The sequence below is a fragment of the Kitasatospora sp. NPDC028961 genome, assembly GCF_055564815.1.
This window is the reverse complement of record NZ_JBVHVO010000029.1, coordinates 64,096-81,281: the sequence shown is the minus strand read 5'-3', so window position 1 is coordinate 81,281 and position 17,186 is coordinate 64,096. Positions and strand designations below refer to the sequence as shown.

10 protein-coding genes are annotated in these 17,186 nt (G+C 75.9%); 5 read left to right on the top strand and 5 right to left on the bottom strand.

Annotated features, from left to right (window positions below; translation table 11 throughout):
- Positions 1-41: 41 nt before the first annotated feature.
- Positions 42-1,862 carry an RICIN domain-containing protein gene (locus ACZ4UX_RS31640; protein WP_465709131.1) on the bottom strand — a complete coding sequence of 607 codons (1,821 nt, stop codon included), beginning with the start codon at positions 1,860-1,862 and terminating at the stop codon, positions 42-44.
- 461 nt (positions 1,863-2,323) lie between these two features.
- Between ACZ4UX_RS31640 and ACZ4UX_RS31635 the strand changes: the two genes are divergently transcribed.
- On the top strand, positions 2,324-3,454 hold the full coding sequence (locus ACZ4UX_RS31635) for an FAD-dependent oxidoreductase (RefSeq protein WP_465709130.1): 1,131 nt from the start codon (positions 2,324-2,326) through the stop codon (positions 3,452-3,454).
- Between the two features lie 23 nt (positions 3,455-3,477).
- Here ACZ4UX_RS31635 and ACZ4UX_RS31630 read toward each other — a convergent pair whose 3' ends face one another.
- Positions 3,478-3,849: a winged helix-turn-helix transcriptional regulator gene (locus ACZ4UX_RS31630; protein ID WP_465709129.1), complete on the bottom strand. Its 372-nt coding sequence runs from the start codon at positions 3,847-3,849 to the stop codon at positions 3,478-3,480.
- 78 nt (positions 3,850-3,927) lie between these two features.
- Between ACZ4UX_RS31630 and ACZ4UX_RS31625 the strand changes: the two genes are divergently transcribed.
- Positions 3,928-4,575 (top strand): NADPH-dependent F420 reductase, encoded by a 648-nt coding sequence (locus ACZ4UX_RS31625; RefSeq protein WP_465709147.1) that lies wholly within the window; start codon positions 3,928-3,930, stop codon positions 4,573-4,575.
- 96 nt (positions 4,576-4,671) lie between these two features.
- Here the strand turns inward: ACZ4UX_RS31625 and pip are convergent, their stop codons facing one another.
- The 3 genes from pip to ACZ4UX_RS31610 all read right to left on the bottom strand — a co-directional run bounded on the left by pip (position 4,672) and on the right by ACZ4UX_RS31610 (position 12,283).
- Positions 4,672-5,631: a prolyl aminopeptidase gene (pip, locus tag ACZ4UX_RS31620; protein WP_329485697.1), complete on the bottom strand. Its 960-nt coding sequence runs from the start codon at positions 5,629-5,631 to the stop codon at positions 4,672-4,674.
- 114 nt (positions 5,632-5,745) lie between these two features.
- Positions 5,746-7,629: a phosphatase PAP2 family protein gene (locus tag ACZ4UX_RS31615; RefSeq protein ID WP_465709128.1), complete on the bottom strand. Its 1,884-nt coding sequence runs from the start codon at positions 7,627-7,629 to the stop codon at positions 5,746-5,748.
- Positions 7,630-8,044: 415 nt separating this feature from the next.
- Positions 8,045-12,283, bottom strand: a complete 4,239-nt coding sequence (locus ACZ4UX_RS31610) for a molybdopterin-dependent oxidoreductase (RefSeq protein ID WP_465709127.1) — start codon at positions 12,281-12,283, stop codon at positions 8,045-8,047.
- 461 nt (positions 12,284-12,744) lie between these two features.
- On the opposite strand from ACZ4UX_RS31610, the gene ACZ4UX_RS31605 reads away from it, so the two are divergent.
- The 3 genes from ACZ4UX_RS31605 (at position 12,745) to ACZ4UX_RS31595 (ending at position 17,181) form a co-directional block, all read left to right on the top strand.
- Entirely contained in the window at positions 12,745-14,934 is a 2,190-nt protein-coding gene (locus ACZ4UX_RS31605; protein ID WP_465709126.1) for an FUSC family protein, read from the top strand.
- Between the two features lie 33 nt (positions 14,935-14,967).
- Positions 14,968-15,270, top strand: coding sequence for a hypothetical protein (locus ACZ4UX_RS31600; RefSeq protein WP_465709125.1), 303 nt, complete (start codon positions 14,968-14,970; stop codon positions 15,268-15,270).
- Between the two features lie 408 nt (positions 15,271-15,678).
- Entirely contained in the window at positions 15,679-17,181 is a 1,503-nt protein-coding gene (locus ACZ4UX_RS31595; protein ID WP_465709124.1) for a SulP family inorganic anion transporter, read from the top strand.
- Positions 17,182-17,186: the final 5 nt, after the last annotated feature.

Sequence of the window (17,186 nt, the reverse complement as noted above, 5' to 3'; positions counted from 1 at the left end):
ACCGGCGCGGCCCGGCTCGCCGACGGGGGCCCGGACCGGGGCTACCGGCGCGGGCCGTAGTCCCAGTAGTGGTCGGGGTAGTCGCCGCACGGGTACTGCATCAGCGGCGCCTGCGGAGCGGTACTGCGGTAGGTGACGGCGAGGCACTGGTGGCTGTTGTCGTTGACGAACCGCATGCCGCGCGGCCACTTCTCGATCTTCCAGGACTGCCCGGGGCTGCTCCGGCACTCCGACTGGACCACCTCGGCGGTGGCCCGGGTACTGGAGTCCCGGACGGACAGACAGAGGGCGCTGTTGTAGCTGACGATCCGGTAGTAGGTGTCGCCGTCCGGGTCCGTGTAGGCCTTCTGCGCCTCCCAGAAGTGGTCGGGGAAGTCCCCGCAGGGGTACTGCTGGACCTCCCGGCCGTCCTCCCGGGTGCCCCCGGGCGTGGCGATGCACTGCTGGCTGTTCCCGTTCCTGATCTCCACCGATCCCGTCGGCGGAACCACCGGGGCGCCGCCGAGCCGGCCCGGTGCCGGGACCTCCGCCGTCGGTGTGGAGCCGGCGGGCGCCGAGGGCGTGCCGGCGGGCGTGGCCCCGGCCGAGGGGACGGCGGGGACGGCGGGGACGGCGGGATCCGGCGGCTGGCCGGCTCCCGTACTCCGAGCGGCCGTCCCGGGCGGTTCGGGCGCCACCGGAGCGGACGGCGGCGGTACCGGCGGTGCGGTCGGCGTCCCGCCGGACCGGTCGGGCGCACTGCTCGGGGTGGCAGGAGCGGAGGGGGTCGACGAGACCGGCCCCGTACCCGGATCCGGTGCCGAGGGGCTCCCGGCCGCCGGTGAGGGGGCGCCGGATCCCGGCCTGCCCCAGGCGCCGGCCGCCTGCGGGACGGCGTCGAAGGGTCCGTGCGCCGCCGCGCCCAGGCGGACGCCCACCACCACCCCGGCCAGCACCAGGATCCCGGCCAGCACCGCCCCCGTCGCTCCGACGACCGCCCCTGCCCCGGCCGTACGGCGCCATCGCGCACCCGTGGGCCCGCCGCGTGGCGGGCCGAGGACGGTCGCACCGATCGCGACCTCGCGGGGCGGGCCGGTCGGGCCGCGCCGGCCGTGGTCCACGACCCGGACCAGCTCCCCCCGGACGATCCGGGGCCCGGCCGGGACGAGAGCCATCCCGGTCACCTCCCGGTACTGGCCGGCCAGCGCCTCCCGCACCCCCACGAGGTCGGCCTCCAGCCGCCGCAGCACCGGCAGGTGCGCGTCCACCCCGTGGCTCGCCGGCTCCGCCCCGACCCGTGACCGCTCCTGGTCGACCAGGAGCCCGACGGCCTCCTGCTCCCGGCCGGCCGTGTGCCGCGCCTCACGGGCGCTCTCCCTGATGCGCCGTACCTCGGCCAGACACGAGGTCGCCTCCCGCAGCCGGACCTGCCGGACCTGCCGGACCTGTCGGAGCGGCGCTGCCACCGGGTCGGTCGTGGCACCTTCCGGGTCGTCGGTACCGCCGGTACCGCCGACACCACCGGCACCACCGGCCAGCTCACTCCGCAGCTCGGCCACGATCGCGACCAGCACACGGATCAGGTCCTCCGCCTCCGCCATGCCCTCCTCGGCCTGCCGCTGGGCGTCCCGGGCCCGGTCCAGCGCCTGCTGCGCGGCCGACCGCCGGGCCGCGGGCGGCTGGATCCCCTCGGCCGCGCGGGTGGCCTGCTCGTGCAGCTGGGCGGCCCGGGCCAGCAGCGCCGCCCGGGCCCGCGGGTCCTCCACCTGGTCGTGGACCAGCCGTTGGAGCAGGTGCCACGGGATGTCCTTCTCCGCGGAGCGGTACGCGCTCCAGCTCGTCCGACCGGCGGGGTAGCGCTGGGCGAGCCTGCGGAGGGTCACCCCCGAGGTCACCTCCCGCACGAACCGTGCCAGGGCGTCCGCCTGTTCGGTCTCCCCCTTCAGGCGCCCCTGCGGGCGTCCAGCACTACCCACCCCTTGCCCCCTCCCGTGTACGCGGACGATCCGGGCTGTCCGCCGCTCGGTCGGCCCTCGGCCGATTCCTCGTAGCCGGACAATCCAACATGGCGCGCCGTGGGACCTCCACCGGTTCTTCGGACAACTTCCCGGCTCCGTCAGTACACACCACCGGGCCGGGTGCGAAGACTGAACTTCTGTCGGCAACACAGTCCCTGAGCACCCGCCAGGTGGAGGCCGACCGCTCCCGCGCAGCTCTCCGTCGATGGCGACCGGTACCGTCGCCCCCTCCGCCCGGGCCGCAGATCCTCCGGTAGTCTCCGCTGTCAACGGCCGGGCGCGGCGCGGCCGGGAGGCGGACCGTGGCGACAACGTACGGAGTGGGCATGACCGGTGAGGTCGTAGTCGTCGGTGGCGGGGTCATGGGGTCGTCGGCGGCCTGGCACCTGGCGGCGCGGGGCCGGCGGGTGACGCTCCTGGAGCGGTTCGCCCCGGGGCACGACCGCGGCAGCTCGCACGGCAGTTCACGGATCTTCCGGCTGGCCTACCCGGAGCCCGAGTACGTCGCCCTCGCCGTACGGGCGCTGCCGCTGTGGCGGCGGCTGGAGGAGGAGACGGGCACCGCCCTCCTGGAGCTCACCGGGGCGGTGGACCACGGCCCGGCCGCCGCGACCTCGGCCCTGCACGCCGCGCTGGCCGCCGCCGGGCGGCCCGCCGAGCTGCTCGACCCGGCGCGGGTGGCCGAGCGGTGGCCGGGATTGCGGGCCGACACCTCCGCGCTGTTCCACCCCGAGGCCGGGCGGCTGCACGCCGACCACGCGGTGGCGGCGTTCCAGCGGGCGGCCGCGGCGCACGGGGCCGAGGTCCGGCACGGCGTCCGGATCGCCCGGATCGCCGTAGGCGGCGGCGGGGGCGGCGGCGGGAGCAACGGCGGCGCAGGCGTCGAGCTGGTGACCACCGAGGAGGAGGTGATCCTCGCCGAGCAGGTCGTGGTGGCGGTCGGCGGGTGGGCGCCGGGCCTGCTGTCGGGGCACGTGCCCGGGCTGCCGCCGATGCGGGTGACCGAGGAGCGGCCGGTGCACTTCCCGGCCGCCGCACCACTGGACTGGCCGAGCTTCATCCACCACGGCGGGGCGCAACTGGTCTCGGACGTCGGCGTGTACGGCCTCGGGAGCGTCGACGGCGTCAAGGTCGGCTTCCACGGCGTCGGCCCGGTCGTCGACCCGGACCACCGCGCGGGCGACCCCGACCCGCGCGCGGTGGAGCGGGTGCGGGAGTACGCGCGGCGCTGGCTGCCGGGCGTCGACCACACCGCGCCGACCGCCACCACCTGCCTGTACGCCACCACCCCGGACCACGACTTCGTGGTCGACCGGCGGGGCCCGGTGACGGTCCTGGCCGGCTTCTCCGGGCACGGGTTCAAGTTCGCGTCGGTGCTCGGCGCCCTCGCCGCGGACCTGGTCGAGGGCCGCCCGGCCGCGCGCCGCTTCGCCCTCGGGGCCGGCCGGGGGCGCTGACCGCCCGCACCGGAGCGACCGACTCAGCCGCGGCCGTCCTCGGCCGCCTCCGCCCGCTCCCGGGCCGCCATCACGTCCTCGCCGTGCTCGAAGGCCCAGGCGCCGAACGCCTCGACCGGCTCCAGCAGCGTCCGCCCCAGCCCGGTGAGGGTGTACTCCACGTGCGGCGGCGACCCGGCGTACGCGCGGCGCTCCACCAGCCCGTTGAACTGGAGCCGGCGCAGCGTCTCCGTGAGGACCTTGGGGCTGATGCCGCCGATCCGCTCCCGGAGTTCGCCGGGCCGTGCGGGACCGGCGCGCAGCGCCCACACCACGACGGCGTTCCAGGTGTTGGCGAGCAGATCGAAGGCGAGCCGGGCTCGGCAGTCGGCGAGGAAGCCGTGGTCGGTGGTCACTTACCAGATGGTGCCCCAGCGGTTTCGTAGTGTCGTCCCGATTCTGAAGGACGGGTCACGACAGAGGGGTTGAGCATGATGAGGATCGGGATCGTCGGCACCGGAACGATGGCGCGGGCGCTGGGTGAGCAGTGGGCGCGGGTCGGCCACGAGGTGCTGGTGGGCGGGCGGGACGCGGACCGCGCCGGCGCCCTCGCCGACCGGATCGGCGCACGGGCGGGGACCGCGCGGGAGGCGGCCGAGCACGGCCGGGACGCGGTGCTGCTGGCCGTGCCGTACGCGGCGGCGGTCGGCGTGGTGTCCGGTCTGGCCGGCGCTCTGCGGGGCAGCGCGCTGATCGACTGCACCAACCCGGTGGCCCCGGGCTTCGTCCTCGAAACCCGGGGCGGCCCCTCGGCCGCCGAGCGCATCGCGGCCGCGGCGCCCGGCGCCTCCGTGGTCAAGGCGTTCAACCTCTGCCACGAGAGCGTGTGGCGCAGGACGCCGCCGGTCTTCGACGGACGCCCGCTCGCGGTGCCGCTCTGCGGTGACGACGCGTCGGCCCTGGAGACCGTACGGGGCCTCGTCCGCGACCTCGGCTGCACACCGGTCGACGGGGGCGGCCTCGACCGGGCGGGCCTGCTGGAGGCGACGGCGGCGTTCCTGATCGGCCTCTGGGTCGGCGAGGGCGCGGACGCCCAGGCGATCGCCCCACCGCTGGCGTACGCGGGGGGCCGGCCCTCCTGATCCACGTGCGGGCCGGACCGGCCACCGCGTGGTCACCGGGGGACGTGCCGGCCCTCGGCGACCACGTGGTGGCCGGGTGCTCGGACTCCGCGCGGGTCACCGGTCCTTGAACTCCTCGATGGCCGCCCGGGAGGCCTCGGCCATCGCCTCGCTCCCGACGTGCCCGGAGTCCTCGAAGATGTGGAGCCGCGCGTCGGGCCACACCTTCGCCAGCGCCCACGCCGTCTCCACCGGGCTCCCCATGTCGTGCCGGCCGTGCACCAGCACCCCCGGGATCCCGGCCAGCCGGTGGGCGTCGCGCAGCAGTTGGTCCTCCTCCAGCCAGGCACCGTTGCTGAAGTAGTGGGCGCAGATCCGTACGAAGGCGATCTGCTCGTCGACCTCGCGGTCGCTGTACATCCCCGGGATGCCGTTGGGCTCGTTCGAGACGACGGCGTCCTCCCAGGCGAGCCAGTCGGCGGCGGCCTTCGCGCGGACGGCCCGGTCGGGGTTCTCCATCAGCCGGGCGTAGGCCGCGAGCAGGTCGCCGTCCCGCTCGCCCTCCGGAACGCCGTCGCGGAACCGGTCCCAGGCCTCGGGCTGGAACCGCCCGGCGCCCCGGTAGAGCCAGTCGGTCTCGGCGGGGCGGGTCATCGTCACCGCCTGGATGACGATCCCGGTGACCCGCTCCGGGTGTCGCTGCGCGTAGGCCAGCGCGAGCGTGGATCCCCAGGACGCGCCGCTCAGCAACCACCGTTCGACACCGAGGTGTTCGCGCAGTCGCTCGATGTCGTCGATGAGGTGCCGGGTGGTGTTCAGGCGCATGTCCGCCGCCGGGTCGCTCGCGTGCGGGGTGCTGCGGCCGCAGTTGCGCTGGTCGAAGCGGATGAGCCGGTAGCGCTCCGGGTCCCAGGCCCGCGTCGGCCGGCGCGGGGCACCCGCCCCCGGGCCGCCGTGGACGGAGAGGGCGGGCTTGCCTTCGGGGTTGCCGAGCTCCTCGTAGTAGATCCGGTTGCCGTCCCCGGTGTCGAGGAAGCCGTGGCTGTACGGGTGGGTGGGAGCGTAGAGGTCGACCATGGCCGCCGATCCTACGGGAGCGGTCGTGCTCGAACCAGGGTGTGACAGAGGTCGGTTGGGCCTCCGCCGCACGTCGGCAGGACGTTCGGTGGAGCCGTCAGGGGCCCCGCCCCGCTACGCGCCCTCGCGGGTCAGGACGGCGGGCGGGGGCGCCGGGGCGGGGTCGGTGAGGAGTCGGGCGGTGAGGGCGTACTGGGTGAGGGCGCCGGCGAGCAGGACGGCGACGCCGCCGACGGCGTCCAGCACCCAGTGGTTGGCGGTGGCCACCACCACGAGGAAGGTGAGCAGCGGGTAGACCGCCGCCAGGGGTGCCGGCCGGCGGTGGCCGGCGGTGGTGATGACGACCAGGGCGCACCAGCAGGACCAGGCGATGTGCAGCGACGGCATCGCCGCGTACTGGTTGGAGAGCGAGGTGAGCACGCCGAGCGGGGCCTCGCCGGGGATACCGGACGGATCCTCCCGCAGGTTGAGCCCCGGGACGAGCCGGGGCGGGGCGAGCGGGTAGCCCCAGAAGCCGACCAGTGCCAGGCCGGTCGCGGCGAACAGGACGGTCCGGGCCGTGCGGTAACGGTCCGGGTGCCAGACGTAGAGCCAGACCAGCACGCCGAGCGGCACCACGAAGTGCAGCACCTTGTAGTACCCCTGGGCCGCGTCCAGCAGCCAGTCACCGGTCCGCAGGGCCCAGGCGTTGACGACCGGCTCGATGTCCACGTGCAGCAGCTGTTCCAGCCGGAAGACGCTGCGGGCGTGGCCGGTGGCGGTGGCGACGCGCTCGGGCGCGACGTTGCGGATGTAGGAGTAGACGCCGTAGCCGACCTGGACGAAGAGCAGCTCCAGCACCGGGTTCGGGCGGGAGACCGGCCGCAGCGGAGCCGGCAGCAGGGGGATCCAGGGCAGCGCGGGACGCCGCCGCAGGGGCGGGCCGGGGGCGCGGCGCAGGTGCCAGAGCGGGTCGTCGCGGGCCAGGAACGGCAGGGCGGCGGCCGCGGCGAGGGCGGCCAGGGTGGGGGCCTTGCGCAGCAGCAGCCCGCTGACCGGTTCGATCTCCGGGTCGAGCAGCGTGCTGGGCAGCAGCGCGACGGTGACCGCGATGACCGGCCAGAGCGCGCGGGACTCGGGCCGGCGGCCGAGCCGGCCGGTGGCGGCGAGCAGCAGCCACCCGAGGTGGCCCGGCCCGGCCACCGGTGCGGCGACCAGGGTGGCGCAGCCGAGCACGCCGACCGCCAGCAGCGGCTGGCCGTCCCGCGCGTAGCCGCCGGAGCGGCGAACGGCGAGCAGCACGGCGGTGACGGTGACCGCCAGCCAGCCGACCAGCAGCGCCGGGCCGTGCAGGCCGAGCCGGAGCAGCACGCCGAGGGCGGTCTGGTCGGACGGGTCGCCGGTGACGGCCGGGGCGTCGAAGCGGCGCCAGAAGCGGGCGGCGCGGTCCGGGTCGGCGATCAGGACGGTGCCCTGCACCAGGGCGGCCACCGCGAGGGCGGTCAGGGCGGCGGACGCGGGGACGGCGCGCCGGCGCGGGAGGGCGACGGCGAAGAGGGCCAGGACGGGATGGAACGCGATCGCCAGGCCGAGCGCGAACCCGGCCCGGCGGTTCGGGCCGCGCGGCAGCACGTCGAGCAGCACCAGGGCGGTGCCGGCGAGGCCGACCACGGCGTCCACGGGGTGGCCCCGCTGTTCGGCGCTGATCAGCAGGGTGGCGGCCGCGACCGGGGCGACGGCGGCCGGGGCGGGCAGGTCCGGGGGCGGGTGGCGGGCGACCAGGGTGCCGATCACGGCCACCGCGGCGACGGCGGTGAGCACCAGGCCGACCCGGGTCGCGGTGGCGGGCCAGCTGCCGAGCAGCAGCGGGAGGAGGGGCCGGTCGTCGGCCTCGTCGCCGAGGGACGTCCAGGTGACGACCGCGGCCGCGGCGGGGGCGAGCACCAGGCAGGTGGTGGTGAGGAGGGCGGCCGGGGCGTGCCGGGTGGGCGCTCCGGGCGCCGGCCTGCTCGCGCCCATCCCGCTCCTCCCGTCGCGCCGCCGCGCCCCGGGCCGGTCCGCCGGTCGGGTCGCCTTCCTGCCGACTCTCGGGGGTCGGCGGCCGCCCCGCACGCCGGACGGCGCCGCGTGGGGGACGGCCCGGGCGGCGGGGGCCCCCGACGGCGGGCGACGGCCCACCCCCCACCGCTCACCCGTGCGGCGGACGGCGACTCCCGGCCGACCCGGCTCAGGTCGATCAGCCGCCGGATGTGCGGCTGCGGCTCGGAGAACGGGTGGGTGCCGCTGCCGAGGAAGGCGTCCTCCGGCTGCCACACCCCGCGACGGCGGGCGTCCGCAAGTCATCGTGGCGTCGCAGATGCAAGCCGTGCGGCCCGAGCGGGCCGTCGCTGCCCCGGGCATGCCGTCCCCGCCCCGGGCGGCGTCGGCCACCGGCTCAGTAGACGTCCCGGACGTAGCGCTTGTCGCTCGCCAGCTGCCGGACGTACGCGGCGGCGGCCTCCTCGTCCAGGCCGCCGTGGGCGGCGACGATCTCGCGCAGGGCCAGGTCGACGTCCTTGGCCATCCGGCCCGCGTCGCCGCAGACGTAGAAGTGCGCGCCGTCCTGGAGCCAGCGCCACAGGCGCGGGCCCTGCTCGCGCATCCGGTCCTGGACGTAGACCTTGTTGCGCTGGTCGCGCGAGAAGGCCACGTCCAGGCGGTCCAGGTGGCCGGCGGCGCGGAAGGCCGCCAGGTCCTCCCGGTAGTAGAAGTCGGTGGCTTCGCGCTGCTCGCCGAAGAAGAGCCAGTTGGGGCCGGTGTGGCCGCGGGCCTGCCGGTCCTCCAGGAATCCGATGAACGGCGCGACCCCGGTCCCGGGGCCCACCATGATCATCGGCGTGGTCGGGCCGGTGGGCGGGCGGAAGTGCGGGGAGCGCTGCACGAACACCGGCACCGGGCCGTCGTCGGCGCAGTCGGCGAGGTAGGTGGAGCAGACGCCGCCGCGGTCGCGGCCGAGGTCGTTGGTGTAGCGGACGACGGACACCGTGAGCCGGACCTCGCCGGGGTGCGCCAGGGGGCTGGAGGAGATCGAGTACAGGCGGGGCTGGAGCCGCTTGAGCACTCCGACCCACTCGGCGGCGGTGGCGCGCAGGGGGAAGGCGCCGACCACGTCGGCGGCCTGCCGGCCCCAGCTCCACTTGGCCAGCTCGCCCTTGTTGTCGGGGCGCAGCAGCCGCTTCAGAACGCGGTCGCCGGTGCGGTCGGCGACGAACCCGAGCAGGTCCGGGGTGAGGCGGGCGATGTCGAGGCGGGTCCGCAGCGCCTCCCCCAGCGGGAGGTCGTCGCCGTCGGCCAGCCGGACGTGCTCCTCGGGGTCCAGGCCCGTCAGGGCGAGCCATTCGGTGACCAGTCCGGCGCCGTTGGCCGGCCACACGCCGAGGGCGTCGCCGGCCTCGTAGGCGAGTTCGCCGCCGCGGGTGTCGAAGGCGAACTGCCGCACCTCCTTCTGCGATCCGGGCAGGCTGAGCAGACGGTTGCCGACCAGCAGGGTCGGGAAGGGGGCCGCTCTGGTGAAGCCGCCCGGCGTGGCGGCCGGGGTGGTGGGCGCGGCGGACACGGGCACGGGCACGGCGGGACCAGCGGGCGCGGGCGCCCGCTCCACCGGCGCCACGAGCGTGCCGGTGACCTGGTCGAGCCACTGCCCGGCGGGCCCGGCGTCGTCGGCCTCGCAGTCGGTCCGCGCGTGCAGGCGGGTCGCGCCCAGCTCGGCGAAGCGCTCGTCCAGCCGGCGGCCGTGACCGCAGAAGTCGTCGTAGCTGGAGTCGCCGAACGCCAGGACGGCGTAGCGCACGCCCTCCAGGCGCGGGGCGTCCGGGGCGGTGAGGCCCTGCCAGAAGTCGGCGCCGTTGTCGGGCGCCTCCCCGTCGCCGAAGGTGCTGGTGACGACGAGCACGTCGGTACCGGCGGTGAGCCGCCGGGGGGTGGTGTCGGCCATCGCGAGCAGGGTCGGGGCGCGGCCCGCCCCGGCCAGGCGGGCCGCGGCGGCGGCGGCGAACTCCTCGGCGTTGCCGGTCTGCGAGGCCCACAGGACGAGCAGTTCCCGGGTCGGCGCGGCGGGCTCGGCGCCGGCCGCCCCCGGCGCGGCCGGGACAGCCGGCCCGGGCGTGCCGGGGGCGCCCCGGGAGAACATGCCCGCCAGCACCCCGTCCACCCAGAGCGCCGTCGCCGGGGCGAACGGCGCTCCCGCCGGGAGCACCGGAACGGCGCCGGACGGCGCCGTGGCGGCGGCCGCGACGTACCCGGAGAGGTATCCGGACAGGTAGCGGCGCTCCGGTTCGGCGAGCACCGGCGGGGCGAGGTCGGCGAGGCCGAAGAGCGCGGTCAGGGCGGAGACGGCCTCGGACGCGCCCCCGGGCACCGCCGGCACGGGCAGCACGGCGAGGGGCGGCTGCCCCGTCCCCGCACTCGGGTCTGCGGTCACCGGCACGGGCGCGGTCTCCTCGGGAGTCGGGGCGGGCACCACGCGCAGCGCCACGGCGCAGGCCTTGAACTCGGGCTGGAAGGAGACCGGGTCGACGGCGTCGTTGGTGACGGCGTTGATGCCGAGGTACTCGCCGAAGAGGTCGTTCCAGTGGAACGGCGCGAAGCAGTTCCCGGGGCGGACCCGGTCGGTGACGACGGCGGGCAGCACGGCGCGGCCGCGGCGGGAGGCGACCTCGATGCGGTCGCCCTGCCCGGCGCCCATCGCGGCGGCGTCGTCGGGGTGGAGCTCGACGAACGGGCCGGGGTCGAGCTTGTTGAGCCTGGCCACCTTGCCGGTCTTGGTGAGGGTGTGCCACTGGTGCTGGAGGCGGCCGGTGCTGAGGACGAACGGGTAGTCGTCGTCCGGGAGTTCGGCGGCGGGCAGGTGCGGGCGGCCGAAGAACCGGGCGCGGCCGGTGGGGGTGGGGAACGCGAGTCGGGGTCTGCTCCCGTCGGCGCGCTCCAGCAGGGTCTGGCTGACGCCGTCGTTGAGGTACCGGATCGGGTTGCGGTCGGGGCCGTCCGCGGCGGGCGCCGGCCACTGGACGGGCGTCTCGCGCAGCCGCGGGTAGCTGACGCCGCGCAGGTCCCAGCCGGTCGCCGGGTTCCAGGCCCGCTTGAGCTCCTCGAAAACCTCCTCGGCGCTCGTGTAGCCGAAGGCGTCGGCGTAGCCCAGCTCGCAGGCGACCCGGGCGATCAGCTGCCAGTCGGGCAGGGCCTGCCCGGGCGGGTCGACCACGCCCTCGACCAGGGTGAGGTTCCGCTCCGAGTTGATCATGACGCCGTCGGACTCGGCCCAGAGCGTGGCGGGCAGCAGCACGTCGGCGTAGGCGTTGGTCTCGGTCTCCGTGAACACGTCCTGGGTGATGACCAGTTCGGCGGCCTCCAGGGCGGCGATGACGGTCTTGCGGTTGGCGACCGAGGCGACCGGGTTGGTGCAGATGATCCAGCAGGCCTTGATCTCGCCGGCGGCCATCCGCTCGAACATCTCCACCGTGCCGCGCCCGGCCTCGGTCCGCAGCGTGCCGGCCTCGACGCCCCAGAGCTCCTCGACGAAGGCCCGCTCCTGCGCCACCAGGACGGAGCGCTGGCCGGGCAGGCCGGGGCCCATGTACCCCATCTCGCGGCCGCCCATCGCGTTGGGCTGGCCGGTGAGCGAGAACGGACCGGAGCCCGGGCGGCAGATCGCGCCGGTGGCCAGGTGCAGGTTGATCAGGGCGTTGGTGTTCCAGGTGCCGTGGGTGGACTGGTTGAGGCCCATCGTCCAGCAGCTCATCCACTCCCCCGCCTCGCCGATCCACCGCGCGGCCTGCCGGATGTCCGCCTCGGGTATCCCGGTGATCTCGGCGACCTTCGCGGGCGGGTAGTCCGCCAGGAAGGCGGGCATCTCCTCCCAGCCCTCGGTGAACTCCGCGACGAACGCCTCGTCGGTGTGCCCGTTCTCGACCAGCAGGTGCAGCAGTCCGTTCAGCAGGGCGAGGTCGGTGCCCGGCCTGATCTGCAGGAAGAGGTCGGCCTTCGCGGCGGTGGCGGTGCGCCGCGGGTCGACGACGATCAGCTTCGCCCCGGCCGCCCTGACCCGGTCCATCATCCGCAGGAACAGGATCGGGTGGCAGTCGGCCATGTTGGCGCCGATGACGAGGAACGCGTCCGCGTGGTCGAAGTCCCGGTAGGAGCCGGGCGGCCCGTCCGCGCCCAGCGAGAGCTTGTAGCCGGAGCCCGCGGAGGCCATGCACAGGCGGGAGTTGGACTCGATCCGGCTGGTCCGCACGAACCCCTTGGCGAGCTTGTTCGCCAGGTACTGCGCCTCCAGGGACATCTGCCCGGAGACGTAGAGGGCGAGCGCGTCGGGGCCGTGCTCGTCCAGGATCGCCCGCAGCCGCCCGGCCACCGCCGTGATCGCCTCGTCGACGTCCACCGGGACGGGTTCGGCGCCGCGCCCGGCGCGGATCAGCGCGGTGGCGGCGCGCCCGGAGGCGGCCATCATCTCGGCACTGGTCGCGCCCTTGGTGCAGAGCCGCCCGGCGTTCGTCGGGTGACTCCTGTCCCCCGACACCTTGGCGACGGTGCGCCTGCCGGTGGCGGCGTCCCGGCCGATGTCGAGCACGACGCCGCAGCCGACGCCGCAGTACGAGCAGACCGTCCGTACGCTGTCCGCCTTCGAAGCCGGCATCGTCACCGAGACTCCCTCCCCAGGGATCACGCGGTGGGAAGGTCCCACGATCGTGACCCTAGGAAGAGCGCATTACCGCCTCGTCACAGCGCCTGTTTCGCGAGGTTAACCGGACCGCACGGGCGCCTCCCGGTGGACGTGAGCACCACAGCGCCCGGCCATGCCTCCCGCCAAGGTGTCGATCACGCCAAGCCCGGCACGATCCGGGGTGCGGCCCGCGACGAGGGCCCCGCGAGGCGGCGCGGCGGCCCTGCGTTCCCGGCCCTGCGTGCCCGGGCGGGTCGCCCTAGGGTGGAGAAGTAACGGCGCCGCCGGGCGGCCGGTGGACCTGCCGTCGGGCCCGCTCCCGCACGAGGTGCCCCGGGGGAGGGCGGCCCGGTCCCCACCCACCGGCGGAGCGAGGTGCGATGCGGTTGCCCCACCGGCCGGCGTCCCCGCTCCTGCCCCGCCCCGATCCCCCGGTGGCGCACCGCGCGGTCCGGGTCACCGCCGCCGCGTGCACGGGCTTCTACGTCTTCCGCTACGGCTTCGACCAGCCGGTGACGGCCACCTACGCCCTGTTCGGGGCGGTCGCGGTCGGCGTACTGGCCCGGGTGGAGGGCGGCGCGCGCGCCCGGGGTCGGACGCTGTTGCTGACCCTGCCGTTCGCCTGGGCGCTGGTCTGCCTGGGCACCGCGCTGGCCGTGCACGCCTGGACGGCGGCGCTGGGCATGGTGGGGGTGGGCTTCGCGGTGTCCTTCGCCTCGGTGGGCGGCCCGCGGCTGGTCGGGCTCACCAACGGGCTCCAGCTCTTCTACATCCTGCCGTGCTTCCCGCCCTACGCCCCGGACACCCTGCCGCAGCGGCTGGCCGGCGTGACCGCGGGCCTGCTGCTGCTCGCCGCCGCGGAGCGGCTGCTGTGGCCGGAGCCGCCGCCGAGGGACTACCGCGACCGCGTGGGGAGCGCCGCCCTGGCGCTGGCCGGGCTGGCCGACCGTGCCGCCGCGCACTGCGGCGGGCCGCCGCCGACCGCCGCAGCCGCCGTGCCGGACGACGCCACCGCGGCGGACCGCGCCCGGGCCCTCCTCGACGACCTGCGGTTCTCCCGGATCCCGCTGATGGAACGGCCCGCCGGCCCGGGCGCCGCCGACCGCGCGCTCACCCACTGCGCGACCACGCTGCAGTTCATCGGAGCCGAACTGCTGCGGATCCGCCGGCTGGCCGCCGCCGGCGGGCCCTACCCGGAGGCGGCCGCCCTGGTGGCGACCACCGCCGGTGCGCTGCGCGCGGCCGCGGCGGGGGTCCGGCCGGACGGTCCGGTCCCGTCCGCCGCGCCGGTCGAGACGCGGATCGCCGCCTTCGACGCCGACCGCACCTCACCGGCCGGCGGTGCCGACGCGTCGGACGGCCCCGCCGGCCCCACCGTCGCCCGGCTGGCGCTCGGTACCCTCGCCCTGAGCGCCGCCGAGGGCGCCCGCTTCCTCACCCTCGCCACCCGCACCAGCCGCCGGGCACCGCCGCCGCCCGACAGCACGCCGCCCGACCAGCGCCCCGGCCCGTTCTGGTACGCCTACGAGCCGACGCCGGTGCTCTGGTGGCGCCGGATCCGCGGCAACCTGACCCCTCGCTCGGTGTACTTCCGCAACGCCCTGCGCACCGCCGGCGCCCTCGGCGCGGCCCGGCTGGTGGTCGGCGCCCTCGATCTCACCCACGGGTTCTGGGTCCTGCTGGCGACCCTCACCCTGATGCGCACCAGCGCGGCCGACACCCGGATCACGCTGCGCCCGGCCCTGGCCGGCACCGCCGGCGGCGCCGCCGTGACGGCGCTGCTGCTGATCGCGGTCGGCGAACACCCCGTCTTCTACGCCGCCGCGCTGCCGCCCGCGATGCTGTTCGCGTTCGCCTTCAGCCCGGGGCTCGGGCTGGCCTGGGCCCAGGGGACGTTCACCGTCGTGGTCGCCATGGTCTTCACCCAGCTCGCCCCGGCCGGCTGGCGGCTGGCCGAGGCCCGGCTGGTCGACGTGGCGACCGGTGCCACGATCGGCATCCTCGCCGGGCTCTGCGCCTGGCCGCGCGGCGGCGGTCACGACCTGCGGCGGCGTACCGCCGAGCTGCTGGACCGCAGCGCCGCCGCGCTGTCCGAGACCGTCGCCGTGGTCACCGGGTCGGGCCCGGCCCGGGGCGCGCTGCAGCGGGCCCGGCACAGCACGCTGCTCACCGAGGCGCTGTACGCCCAGTACCGCAGCGAGCGCCACCAGCCGGCCGGGGAGGGCCCGAACTGGCAGGCCGCCGTGCTGACCGGGCAGCACACGGTGCGCGGGGCCGAGCCGCTGCTCGCCCGGATCCCGCCGGGCACCGCGGCCCCCGGCCCGCACGGCGGGGCGGCCCTGGTCGGCCGCGCCGAGCAGGTCGCCGCGGCATTCCGCCGCGAGGGCGCGGCGCTGCTCGACCCGGCCGGGTCCGCCGCGGCGGACCGGGCGCTGGCCGAGGCCCTCGCGGCCCTGCACGAGGACCGCGTCACGGCCACCCGGACGCCCGAGGACCCGGTCTCACTGCACACCGTGGACGTCACGCTCTGGCTCACCGGGCTGCTGGACGACCTCGGCCGGGTCCACGACTCCGCCCGGGCCGCCCCGGGCGGCACGCCGGCCCCGGCAGAGCGCCACGCTTGACAGGTAGGCAAGGCTTACCTAAGTTCAACGTCCATGTTCCGCAACCGCCCCGACACCACCCACCCGGCCGCCCTGCTGCGACGCCTGCGTCCGGGACCGCTGCCGATCGACCCGCAGGCCGATGTCGGGCGGCGGGCCTGGGCGGCCTGTCCGGGCTGCGAGGACGCCCACGGGTGCGCCGGCTGCGCGGAGCGGCGCAACTGCCGCGAGCACTGGCGCTACCTGCTCTCCAACACCGGTAGCGTGCTCCACCTCCAGTGCCCCACCTGCACCCACGTCTGGGACCACGAGACCGGCTTCGGCGCCACCCGGCAGGAGATCCGGCGACCGGCCTGAGCGGCGCCGCCGAGAGCACCGCCGAGGGCTCGGCCCGGCCACCGGGCGGGCGGCCGCATTCGGGTAGAGTCACCGGCACGGGGCGGCCGTTCGCCGTCCCACGGCCTGCGCGAGGCGTGCGGGCCGACCGTCGTACCGGGGCCGATGACGCCCCCGCGAGGATCCGCCGGCAGGAGAAGAAGCGTGTGCGAGCCCCGGGTACCCGGAGCCACCGCCTGCCCACCGTGAGCTTCCACGCCTGAACCGCCCGGCCGCCCCCACGGGGCCACCGCACTCACGCGTCGGAGCCCCGGGCCACCGGAGCACCCGCCCCCGGGCGACGCGTGGGACGCGGCCACGGCCTTCCGCACCCCGTCCGTCCCCCGCGCACCCGCCGGTCGCGCCCGAGCACGACAGGTCCACGCCGTCTTGCAGACTCCCCCGCCCACCGCTGCCGCACGCCTGCGCGCCGCCCGCCCCGACTGGCTGACCGACCCGAAGGTCTGGCGCACCGAGGTACTGGCCGGCCTGGTGGTCGCGCTCGCGCTCATCCCCGAGGCGATCTCGTTCTCGGTCATCGCCGGCGTACCCCCCAGGATCGGCCTGTTCGCGTCCTTCACCATGGCGGTGACGATCGCGATCGTCGGCGGGCGCCGCGCGATGATCTCGGCCGCGACCGGCGCCGTCGCGCTGGTGATCGGGCCGCTGAACCGCGAACACGGCTTCGGCTACCTGGTCGCGGCGGTGATCCTGGCCGGCGTCTTCCAGATCGTGCTGGGCGCGCTCGGGGTGGCGAAGCTGATCCGGTACGTGCCCCGCTCGGTGATGGTCGGCTTCGTCAACGCGCTGGCGATCCTGGTCTTCATGGCCCAGGTCCCCGAGATGACGGACGTGCCGTGGCCGGTCTATCCGCTGATCGCGGCCGGTCTGGCGCTGATGGTGTTCTTCCCGAAGGTCACCACCGTCGTCCCCGCGCCGCTGGTCTCGATCACCGTCCTCACCGTGGTCACCGTGGCGGCCGGCCTCGCGGTACCGACCGTCGGCGACAAGGGCGGCCTGCCGTCCTCGCTGCCGGTGCCCGGGCTGCCGGACGTGCCGTTCACCCCGCACACCCTGGCGGTCGTCGCTCCGTACGCCCTCGCGATGGCGCTGGTGGGGCTGATGGAGTCGCTGATGACCGCCAGGCTCGTCGACGACATCACCGACACCCGCTCGGACAAGACCCGGGAGTCGGTCGGCCAGGGCGTCGCCAACATCGTCACCGGCTTCTTCGGGGGCATGGGCGGCTGCGCGATGATCGGGCAGTCCATGATCAACGTGAAGGTGTCCGGCGCCCGGACCAGGCTCTCCACCTTCCTGGCCGGTGCCTTCCTGATGGTGCTGTGCATCGTCTTCGGCCCGGTCGTCTCCCGCATCCCGATGGCCGCGCTGGTCGCCGTGATGGTGATGGTCTGCTTCGCGACCTTCGACTGGCACTCCGTCGCGCCGAAGACCCTGCGGCGGATGCCGGCCGGCGAGATCGCCGTCATGGTGATCACCGTCGCCCTGGTCGTCGCCACCTCCAACCTCGCCGTCGGCGTCGTCGCCGGCTCGATCACCGCCATGGTGATCTTCGCCAAGCGCGTCGCCCACCGCGCCGACCTCACCGCCGTCACCGACCCGGACGGCGGCCAGGTGATCTACTCGGTCACCGGGGAGCTCTTCTTCGCCTCCAGCAACGACCTCGTCGCCCGCTTCGACTACGCGGGTGATCCGGACCGGGTGGTCATCGACCTGAGCCGGACGCACATCTGGGACGCCTCCTCGGTGGCCGCCCTCGACGCGGTCGAGGCCAGGTACGCGCAGCGCGGCAAGTCCGTCGAGATCACCGGCCTCGACCGGCCCAGCGCCGAGATCCACCGCAGCCTGAGCGGCGAACTCGCCGGCCACTGAGGCCG